This window comes from Desulfovirgula thermocuniculi DSM 16036 (assembly GCF_000429345.1).
Lineage (GTDB): Bacteria > Bacillota > Desulfotomaculia > Desulfotomaculales > Desulfovirgulaceae > Desulfovirgula > Desulfovirgula thermocuniculi.
The window spans coordinates 33208-43018 of sequence record NZ_AUBR01000028.1; the positions used below are offsets into that span (position 1 = coordinate 33208).

The following is a 9811-nucleotide window of genomic DNA, read 5'->3' on the forward strand; positions in this document are numbered from 1 at the left end:
GTCAGTCCCCTCTCCGGTAAATGAAAACTGCCGCCGTACCGCCGGACCCGCCGACGTTGTGGGAAAGGGCGAACCTGGCGTTGGGGATTTGCCTGCTGGGTTCCCGCGCTTCCCCCCGCAGTTGCCGGAATATCTCGTAGGCCATCCCGCAACCGGTGGCGCCAATGGGGTGGCCCTTGGCCTTTAGACCGCCGCTAACATTAACCGGCCGCCTTCCCCCCAGCTGTGTTACCCCCTCCTCCAGCAGGCGGTGGGCCTGGCCTTCCTCGCAAAAGCCCAGGTCGCTGTAGGCCATTATTTCCGCAATGGTGAAGCAGTCGTGAACTTCCGCAAAGTCTATGTCCCCGGGCCCAATGCCGGCCTGCTTGTATGCCTCGGCGGCTGCCTTCCGCGTGGCATGAAGGCTGGTGATGGTGTGACGGTCGTGCACGGCCAGGTAGTCGCTGGCGGCGCCAAAACCCGCCAGGTACACCGGCCTGTCGGTAAAGCTTTTGGCCAGCTTGGCGTTGCATAGCAGCACCACCGCCGCTCCGTCTGAAGTGGGGCTGCAGTCCCACACGGTGAACGGGTAGGCCACGGGTGGTCCGCTGAGAGCTCTTTCGAGGGTGATTTCCTGCCGGAATTGCGCTTTAGGATTGGCCACCGCATGCCGGTGGTTTTTTACCGCCACCATGGCCAGGTGCTCGCGCTTTAGGCCGTATTCGTGCATGTAGCGCGTGGCCATCAGGGCGTAAATGCCCGCAAAGGTCAACCCGGCCAGCCTTTCATATTCGGTATCTCCGGATATCCCCAGCCAGTACCGCCCCTTGGTGGAGGAAACATCGCGCATTTTCTCCACTCCGGCGGCAAGGACGAAGTTAAACTTGCCTGAGGCAATGGCGCAGGCGGCATTGTACAGCGCGTAGCCGCCGGAGGCACAGGCGTTTTCCACGCGCACGGCGTACACGTGCGGCAGGCCGACGTGACCCATGAGCAGCGGTGCCAGCTGGCCCAGCTGGAAGCCGCTGCCCGCGCTGAGGCAGCCGATGTAAGCCGCCTGGATGAGCTGCGGGTCAAACCCGCGGTCGACGCTGGCGAGCATTTCAAAGTAGGCTTCGGCAAACAGCTCCTTTAAGCCTTTTTCGGGGAAGTCGCCGTACCGTGTCTGCCCGGCGCCGATTATGGCCACACCTTCCATGGAACCACCTCTTTCGCTGGCCCTGCTATTACACTTCAAACTCTTTGAGCAACTCCCGGGCAATGATCATGCGCTGGATTTCGTTTGTCCCCTCGTAGATGCGGGTTATCCGCGCATCCCGGTAAAAGCGCTCCACGGGGAACTCCTTCATGTAGCCCATGCCGCCGTGGATCTGCACGGCCTTGTCTGCCACGCGGTTGAGAACTTCCGAGGCAAAGAATTTAACCATGGCTCCTTCCTTGATCACCGGCAGGCCCTGGTCGACCATCCAGGCCACGCGGTAGGTGAACCAGCGTGCGGCTTCCGTTTCGGTGGCCATTTCCGCCAGCATCCACTGGATGGCCTGGAAGCTGGCAATGGGCTTGCCGAACTGCACCCTTTGCTGGGCATACCTGGCAGAGAGTTCGATGAGCTTGTTGCAGGCGCCCACGCAGCGGGCGGCAAGCATGACCCGCCCCCTGCTGAGGATGCGCAAGGCGCTGGCGTAACCGCGCCCTACCTCCCCCAGCACATTTTCCCTGGGGACCTCGCAGTTTTCAAAGATCACCTCTGCCGTGTGCGAACCCCTGAGGCCCATTTTCTTCTCTATCGTGCCGATGGAGAGGCCGGGAAAATCCTTTTCGACGATGAAGGCGGTAAAACCGCCCCGCGCTCCTTTTTCTCTGTCGGTTACGGCAATCACCGTAAAGACGTCGGCTTCAGGGGCATTGGTAATGAAGTGCTTCCGGCCGTTTAGGATCCACTTATCTCCCTTTAAAACGGCGGTAGTCTTGATATTGGTGGCATCCGAGCCGGCATCCGGTTCGGTCAGGGCAAAAGCGCCCAGCTTTTCACCGCTAGCCAGGGCCGGCAGGTACTTTTTCTTCAGCTCTTCGCTGCCCAGCTCGACTATGCCGGTGGTGCCGATGCCCACATGGGCGGCTATATAGGTGACGAAACCCATGTTGGCCCGGCCCAGCTCTTCCAGGAGGAGGCAGCGCTCGAGCATACTGAGGCCCAGCCCGCCGTACTCCTCCGGTATGCTCATGCCGAAAAGCCCCAGTTCCCTTGCCTTATCAATGAGGTGTGGCGGTATGCGGTCTTCTTCTTCTATTTGCCTGCTGCACGCTTCCACATCTTTGTCGATGAAAGCCCTTATGGTGCGCTTCATATCAAGAATTTCTTCCGGAATGTGAAAGTCCACGGCCTTATTCACCCCTGAAAGTTAAAGTTACATTACTTACTTGCCCTGGAATTGCGGCGGGCGCTTTTCCAGAAAAGCGGTGGTTCCCTCTATGCGGTCCTCGGTATAAAAGGCCACGGTTTGGGCCAGGCGCTCCACGGCCAGTCCCGAACGCAAGTCGACGTTGGCCCCGGTGTTAATGGCCAGCTTGGCGAGACTAACGGCCACGGGGCCCTTCTGGATGATTTTTTGCGCCATGGCCTTGGCCGCAGGCAGCAGTTCCTCGGGACTGTCGACCACCTTGTTCACAAGCCCGATTTCTTTGGCTTCCTGGGCGGTGATTATGTCGCCGGTAAAGATCAGTTCCTTTGCCTTGCCCGGTCCCACCAGCCTGGTCAGCCTTTGCGTCCCCCCGGCGCCGGGAATAATGCCCAGGTTAACCTCGGGCTGGCCAAATTTTGAGCGGCTGGTAGCAATCCTGATGTCGCAGGCCAGGGCCAGCTCGCATCCGCCGCCCAACGCGTAGCCGTCTATAGCGGCAATGACCGGCTTATCGAGGTTTTCGATTTCGTTTAGCACCTCTTGGGCTTCTCCTTTCAGCACCTCCAAGGCAGGCCGCTCGCGCAGGGCACGGATGTCGGCTCCGGCAGCAAAGGCCTTGCCCCCGGCACCGGTGATGATCACCACGCGCACCTCCGGGTCGCGCCGGCATTCGCCAATAGCAGCGCGCAGTTCGCCCCAGGTCTGGGGATCAAGGGCATTGTGCACCTCTGGCCGGTTCAGGGTAATAATGGCTATCGAACCGTCTTTTTGAAAGAGCAAGTTTTTATAGTCCAAGGAAACTCCCCTCCCTTTCCTCAGGCGGTGTTTTCAATTAGCGCCGCCATGCCCTGCCCTCCGCCCACGCAGAGCGTAGCCAGCCCCAAGCGTGCCTGCCGGCGCCTCATCCAGTTTAAAAACCTCCGTTTGCGATGCAACGCTGACTTTCTAGGTGCAGTAGGTGTAGAATCCCTTCCCCGTTTTCCGCCCCCATTCTTTTTTGAAGAACTTTTCTACAATAGTTGGCGAAGGCTTGTGCCTTGGGTCGCCTGTCTCCCGGTAGCGTTCCATGCTCACGTAGTACGCCAGGTCGATGCCGGTAAGATCCACCAGCCTGAACGGTCCCATGGGGTGGCCCAGGCCGTGGACGACGGCTGTGTCGATATCCTCAAAGGAGGCCACGCCCGTCTCGTACAGGTAAAGGGCCTCATTCCTAATGGCCTGCACGATGCGGTTCACCAGAAAACCGTAGATTTCCTTATGCAGCAAAACCGGTACTTTCCCCATTTGCCGGCATACAGCCATGACGGTTTGGACGGTTTCCTCTGCGACATGGGGCCCTTTTACCACTTCTACCAGCTTCATCACCAGGGCCGGATTGAAGAAGTGCATGTTGCACACTTTTTCCGGGCGCCTGGTAGCGTCGGCAATTTTAGAGCTGACGATATAAGAGCTATTCGTGGTCAGAATGGCATGGGGCGGGCATATCTGGTCCAGCTGTGCGAACACCTGGCGCTTGACATCTAATTTCTCGATTACCGCCTCAATAACCAGGTCCGCATCCCTGGCGGCTTCAGTTAAGTCCGGTGTGAAGGAAAGCCTGCCGCGTGCTGCTCTGGCTTCATCTTCGGTTAGCTTGCCCTTGGCTACCCTTTCCGGCAGGTACCTGTTTGCAAACTCTTCTGCCCTGCGGAGGGCTTCCGGGCTTACATCCGTGCACTTTACATTGTACCCTGCCAGGGCGGCGGCAAGGGCGATCTGGTGCCCCATGTTGCCGGCTCCAACCACGCATATTTTTTTTACCTCTACCATAATCCAACGCACCCCCTTGGGTTAGTTGTATCAACCGCGGGGACAATCATGGAGATAAAAATAGCCAGTTGCAAAACTAATGCCTGATATTTGATAGAAGGCAGAGCAAAAGTAAAAAACCCTGTGGTTGCGATATGCAACCACAGGGTTACATTTTGTAACACTCCGGCGGGGCTTTGGCTTTCCGCCACAGGGTGGTCCTGCTGGTGCCGAGCAGCCTGGAAATCTCCTTATGGGTGTAGCCCTTTGCCTTCAGGTAGGCGATGATCTCCCTTTCCATTTCGTCCAGCTTGCCTATCTTCAGGGTGATGGTCTCCAGGTCGTACTGGGTGGCCGGAAGCGGCTTTTTCAGCTTCTCCTCCATCAGCCTGAGCAGCAGCCGCTCATCGTCCTGGTGGGGGTCAAACAGGAGAACGTACTTGTAAATGACGTTCTGCAGCTCCCTCACGTTGCCCGGCCAATCATACTCCTTCAGCTTCTCCAGCACCGGCCTTGATACCGTGGGTACCTCCTTGTTTTGCTCGAGGGCAAACTGCCTGATAAAGTGATTGGCCAGCAGGTCGATATCCTCTTTCCTGGCCCGCAAGGGAGGAATTTCCAGGGTAAGCACCTCCAGGCGGTGGTAAAGGTCGCTCCTGAATCTCCCTTCCTGTACGGCAAGGGCCAGGTCCCTGTTGGTGGCGGCAATTATGCGCACATCCACGGGAATCACGCGGTCGCTGCCCAGCCTCATTACCTCCCGCTCCTGCAGCACGCGGAGGAGGCGGGCCTGTACGGCGGGGGTCATTTCGGATATTTCGTCAAGGAAGATGGTGCCGCCGTGGGCCAGTTCAAAAAGGCCGCTTTTTCCTCCTTTTTTGGCCCCGGTAAACGCCCCCTCGTCGTAGCCAAACAGCTCGCTTTCCAGGAGGTTTTCCGGTATGGCGGCGCAGTTGATGGCCACAAAGGGGCCCTGGCCCCGGTGGCTCTCGTTGTGAATGCTCTGGGCAAAAAGCTCTTTTCCTGTACCGCTTTCACCGCACAGGAGGATGGTGGCATTGGTGGCCGCAAATCGCCTGGCCCTGCGGATGGTTTCCTGCAGGAGGCTGCTTCTGCCTACGATGTCGCTGAACTTGTACTTGGCCACCAGGCCCTTTTTGAAGAGCTGCCTGCGGATGTTCTGTTCGAGCGTCTGGATTTTGTTGGCGCTCTGGAAGGTAATTACCCTGCCCTTTTCCTGGCCCTTTATGTTTATGGGCATGCTGCTGACCCAGAACTGCTTGCGCTCGCCGTTTTTGGGGATTTCGGCAATTTTATTATTTTTGTTGAGCAGGGGGCCCAGGAGGGGTGACTTGCGCAACTCGTCAGCGGAACAGCCTAAAAACTTTGCGGCGTCAATGCCGAGGAGCTTTTCCGCAGAAGGATTAATGAACGAGACACGCTGGTTTTTGTCGAGGATTAAAATGCCGTCGCTGGTCAGCTCCAGCACGGCCTTGAACCTCTCCAGGCGCTCCTGTTCCCGCTGGATGCCTTGCACTATTTCTACGGCGCGCTTCATGGCCCCGTACACGGCGTTGTAGCCGGATTTCACGAGTATGGCCTCGACACCTGACTTCTGGGCCATTTCGTAAACGCACAGGCCGGTGCTTACCACTACATCATACTTGGCCTGCAGAATTTTTTCCATTTGCTCCTGCATATCGTAGATGTTTTCGTAGCCAAAGCGGTCGACGAAGACGTCAAGGATTTGCGTCATGCTGTCAAATTCCGGGCTGAAATCCATGGATTTGTGGCCCAAGAAGGCTATTTTGGACCCCCTGTTTTTGGCCGCGTAGAGGGCCTGCAAAATGTCATAGGCCGTTATTTCAATAAGCACAACGGGCAAAGATACCTCTTTTTTTATTTTTTTGCCGGTTACCCCGCGGCTGATAATTACGTCCACGCCCCTGTGTTCCAGCTGGTAGGCATGGGAAACGCCGTCTTCCAGCACCCCTTCCCTTACCTCTAGAGCCAGGCCCAGGTCGGCGGCAATCTTTTGGGCCAGGGCCGAGAGCTCCGGGTACGTGGAAATAAAGCCTATCCTGACGTCGGTCATTTTAGGGCACCCCCACCTTTTCAAGGGTAGCCTGGTTGAGGGAAAGTGCTGAAATATCTGAAAAAATACGCCCGCCTTTTTTCACCCATCATAGGTTCACTTCTACTCCGTCCACCGAAAATCCTTCTTGGCGCTTCTTATAAAAACTAAAACCCCCGGTGTGCGATCCCCGGAGGCCTTGATGTTGCTGGATTTGGTGCGGCAGAAGGGACTTGAACCCCCACGGGCTTGCGCCCACAAGAACCTGAATCATACGCCGACAGCGAACAGGCGTTCTTCGGGGACCGACGCCAGTCTGCGTGCGGCTCCGCGGGCCGCAGGCTCGCCGTCCCGCCCGCGCCTGCGCGCCAGAGTGCGGCGCGGGCGGAGAAAGGCGAACAGCGCCCGCCGCACGTTTTTTCGCGAGATCGAGTCTGGCCGCGTACGGTTTTTATAATCTCTTCTACTCATTCCCCGAAAGTCCTCCCCGCCTTCCGCAGGTTTTTCAGGGCCGCGGACGGGCAGAGTTTGCTCAGCTTCTTCCTCACGTCCGGGCCGAACAGCCTCCCGTACCTGGCGGTCATTTCCAGCGTGGAGTGCCCCAGCACCTCCTTCAGCGAGGCGAGGTCGCCCCCGCTCATGATGTAGTGCTTGGCCAGCGTGTGCCGGAAGGTGTGCGGCGAGACCCGCACGCCCTCTATGCCCGCCAGCGCGCCGTACCTCTTGATGTTCTGCTGGAGGCTGCGCACGGCCAGCCTCCCGCCCCTCAAACTGGGGAAGAGCCACTCGCACCCGGGCATGGCCTCGTCAAGGGCGCGAAGCCACTCCGTCAGCGCCAGGGCCGTCTCCGGCGGCAACGGCACGGTCCTCTCCCGGCGGGCTTTGGGGTTGCGGACCACGAGGTACGCAGGCAGGCCGGACGCGGGGTCGAACTCCACGTCTCCCCTGCGCAACCCCAGGAGTTCCCCCACCCTCACGCCCGTGTCCATCATCACGTGCATGGCCGTGTAGTCCCGCAGGCCCACGAAGGTGTCCCTGTCGGGGGCGGCCAGCAACTTTTCCAGTTGCTTCAGGCTGAATGTCGGCACCACAGGTTCGGTTGCTTTGACAAACCTCACCCCGGCCGCGGGGTCGCGGCGGACCATCCCCCTGCGGTGTGCGAAGCCAAAGAAGCACTTCAGGGCGCGGAGTCGGTTGTTCGCCGTGGCGGGTTTGTTGCCCTTGCGCAACATGGAGGCGAGGTACTCTTCGATGGCCTCCGGCGTTACCTCCCGGATGTCGGTGGACCTCCCCTCGGCCTCCAGCCACTTTCCGAAGTGGGAGAGGGTCTGGCGGAGCCACCTGATGGTCGAGGGCCGCGAGTTGGAGGCGGCGTGGTAGCGGAGGAAAGCGTCGACCGCATCCGCCAGGGAGGTGCTCTTCACGACGAGGGACAGCCTTGGCTTCACGAGAGGATCACGCTCCTTCCCACTTTTTTCTCGGGGACACACTAGTAGCCCTGAGAAAAAGAGGGGGCGGCACGGCTTGCCGCGCCGTGCCGCCCCGTCGGATCGGTTCAGATCCCCTCCACCAGCTCGAGTGCCTCCGCCGCCTCCCGCAGGGCCTCCTCCCCGAGGATCTCGAGCCCCTCCGGGGTCGGGCCGCCCGGGGTGAGCAGCAGGACCTCCTCGTCCGGTTCGGCCTGCGGGCCGAGCTCCGCCGCCCGGAGGAACCTGCCGCCCGAGCGGTGGGCCGCCGCGCAGTCCGCCCCGACCGTCACGCCGATAATTTCCCCCGTCCTCGCGGCGAAGTCCTTGTGGGCGTTGAACACGCCCCCGCCCGTGTGCTCGACCCGCCAGCCCATTGTCTCCAGCCTTTCCCTGTTCACATCCGCCCCCTCCTTCTACCGGAGGTTTTTTTCATAAAGTTTATTGCCTCCGTACGAGAACCCTGCCCGTAAGCCTCCTAACCGCTCCCCTTGAGGAAGTTATTACCATTTTGCTCGCTTCGTTCACCTCGCACCCCGCCGCGCGGGCCGCCGCCGCGAGGCTTCCCAGCTCGAGCGCCAGCTCCAGGAGCCGCGCCGCCTCCTCCCCCAGGGCGGCCCTGACCGCCTCCCTCTCCGGGAGCCTGCCACGGCACGGCTGGCCTGCCAGCCAGGAAGCCACCGCGTGGAGCGCCGCGCTGGCTGGAAGGGACACCAGGCGCACGCCCTTCTCCCGGCAAACCTCCCGGAGCAGGGCTTTCCTGGCGTCCGGCGGGAGGCCGCACCCAGAGAGATCCCTGACGAGCGCCACCGCCTCCCCCTCCAGGAGGAATTTCCTCCCAGCCAAGGCCTCCTCGAAGAGCCTGCGAACTTCGGCGCGGGCTTCGCTCAGGCGCTTCTGCTTCGCCGTGGGCAAATCGCTCAGCCCGGCAGCCTCCACGGCGGCCTCGAGGGAACCGAAGAGCCTGTAGTACACGTGCTCCCGCGGGCAGCCCGCCTCCCTGCCAGCCTTTCCTCTCAGGTCGGCTGCCGTCGGCCGCGACCCCCCAAGAATCTCCGAGAGCCGCCTGAGCGCAGCCAGGCACTCCTCTCTGGTCTGCTTCGTTCCTCTGGGCATGAAAATTTTCCCCTCAACGTGCAGAGTGCATGCTGTTGATTTTCGATGCCACCAGCGCCTTTTTCCTGCACCGCGGCAGGAACAACCCGCACGCTCGGGCCTCCGGGTCACCGCGGGAAAGCACCTCCGCAAGGGCCTCCTTTCCTACCTCCTTTAGCACTTCGGCGGCGTGCAGCTCTTCCGGAACCGCCCTCTCCAGGGTACCGTAACGGGGAAGGCCAGCCACGCAGCCCCACCGCACCTCTTCCCTTCCCCGGACCCTGACCAGAAAACGGCAGTCCCGGCAGTGCTTTATCGCCTTTTCCCGCACCTCCGGCAGGATGATGCGGTGACCCTCCCACAGCCGGTTATCCCGCATACCGCACCCCCGCCCCCGTTAAAGACGCCGCCCGGAAAATGGCCCTCTCCCCGAACCTGCTGCGGATGTAGTCGCAGGCCCGCTCGGCCCTCTCCCACTTCTCCCTTCCCTCAAAAAGGGTGAGCTGCCGCGGGGGGCCAGCAGTCAGCCCGGCCAGGGCCACCCCCACCGTGCGCACGGGCCAGCCCTCCGGCCAGTGCCGTTCCAGTAATTCCACCGCCGCCCGGTAGACGTCCGCAGCCAGGTCGGTGTACGCGGGAAGGGTCTTCATACGCGAAAGATAAGCAAAATTAGCGTCCTTTAAGGACAGCACCACAGTCCTGCCCGCGTAACCCCCGCCCCTGGCCCTTTCGGCCACCTTCTCGGCCAGCTCCAGGATGACCACCTTTATCTCCGCAAGCCGGTAGTAGTCCCGGGGCAGGGTCACCTGCTGCCCGATGCTCTTGACCCTTTCCAGCGAGTGCGGGTCGACGGGGCTTTCGTCAATGCCGTTGGCGCACCGCCAGAGGACCTCCCCGTAAACCCCGAAGCGCATCCGCAGGATCCTCACCGGAAAGTTGGCCAGATCGCCGATGGTGTGGATGTTCAGGAACTTTAAGTGCCGCTCGTAGCGGGGGCCGACGCCGAA

Annotated in this window: 10 protein-coding genes; all 10 read right to left on the minus strand. The window is 60.6% G+C overall.

The genetic code is table 11. The annotated features are described in order from the left end of the window. Nucleotide 1 precedes the first annotated feature (1 nt). Complete coding sequence (locus G454_RS0108060) at nucleotides 2–1177, minus strand: thiolase domain-containing protein (RefSeq protein ID WP_027718212.1); 1176 nt, start codon at nucleotides 1175–1177, stop codon at nucleotides 2–4. Between the two features lie 28 nt (nucleotides 1178–1205). Next, on the minus strand, nucleotides 1206–2360 hold the full coding sequence (locus tag G454_RS0108065) for an acyl-CoA dehydrogenase family protein (protein WP_027718213.1): 1155 nt from the start codon (nucleotides 2358–2360) through the stop codon (nucleotides 1206–1208). A 36-nt stretch (nucleotides 2361–2396) separates the two neighbouring features. Further along, complete coding sequence (locus G454_RS0108070) at nucleotides 2397–3176, minus strand: enoyl-CoA hydratase-related protein (protein ID WP_027718214.1); 780 nt, start codon at nucleotides 3174–3176, stop codon at nucleotides 2397–2399. 150 nt (nucleotides 3177–3326) lie between these two features. Continuing rightward, complete coding sequence (locus G454_RS0108080) at nucleotides 3327–4190, minus strand: 3-hydroxyacyl-CoA dehydrogenase family protein (protein ID WP_027718215.1); 864 nt, start codon at nucleotides 4188–4190, stop codon at nucleotides 3327–3329. Nucleotides 4191–4338: 148 nt separating this feature from the next. Continuing rightward, the gene (locus G454_RS0108085) at nucleotides 4339–6264 is read right to left on the minus strand and encodes a sigma 54-interacting transcriptional regulator (protein ID WP_027718216.1); all 1926 of its coding nucleotides are present in this window, start codon (nucleotides 6262–6264) and stop codon (nucleotides 4339–4341) included. Nucleotides 6265–6710: 446 nt separating this feature from the next. Beyond that, on the minus strand, nucleotides 6711–7691 hold the full coding sequence (locus G454_RS0108090; RefSeq protein WP_027718217.1) for a tyrosine-type recombinase/integrase: 981 nt from the start codon (nucleotides 7689–7691) through the stop codon (nucleotides 6711–6713). A gap of 107 nt (nucleotides 7692–7798) precedes the next feature. Then, nucleotides 7799–8110: a hypothetical protein gene (locus G454_RS0108095; protein ID WP_027718218.1), complete on the minus strand. Its 312-nt coding sequence runs from the start codon at nucleotides 8108–8110 to the stop codon at nucleotides 7799–7801. Between the two features lie 40 nt (nucleotides 8111–8150). Then, nucleotides 8151–8825 carry a homing endonuclease associated repeat-containing protein gene (locus G454_RS0108100; RefSeq protein ID WP_027718219.1) on the minus strand — a complete coding sequence of 225 codons (675 nt, stop codon included), beginning with the start codon at nucleotides 8823–8825 and terminating at the stop codon, nucleotides 8151–8153. A 13-nt stretch (nucleotides 8826–8838) separates the two neighbouring features. Beyond that, complete coding sequence (locus G454_RS18330) at nucleotides 8839–9183, minus strand: hypothetical protein (RefSeq protein ID WP_051276095.1); 345 nt, start codon at nucleotides 9181–9183, stop codon at nucleotides 8839–8841. Continuing rightward, nucleotides 9173–9811: DinB/UmuC family translesion DNA polymerase (locus G454_RS0108110; protein WP_027718220.1), on the minus strand; the 639-nt coding region annotated here is incomplete at its 5' end. The genes G454_RS18330 and G454_RS0108110, both read right to left, overlap by 11 nt.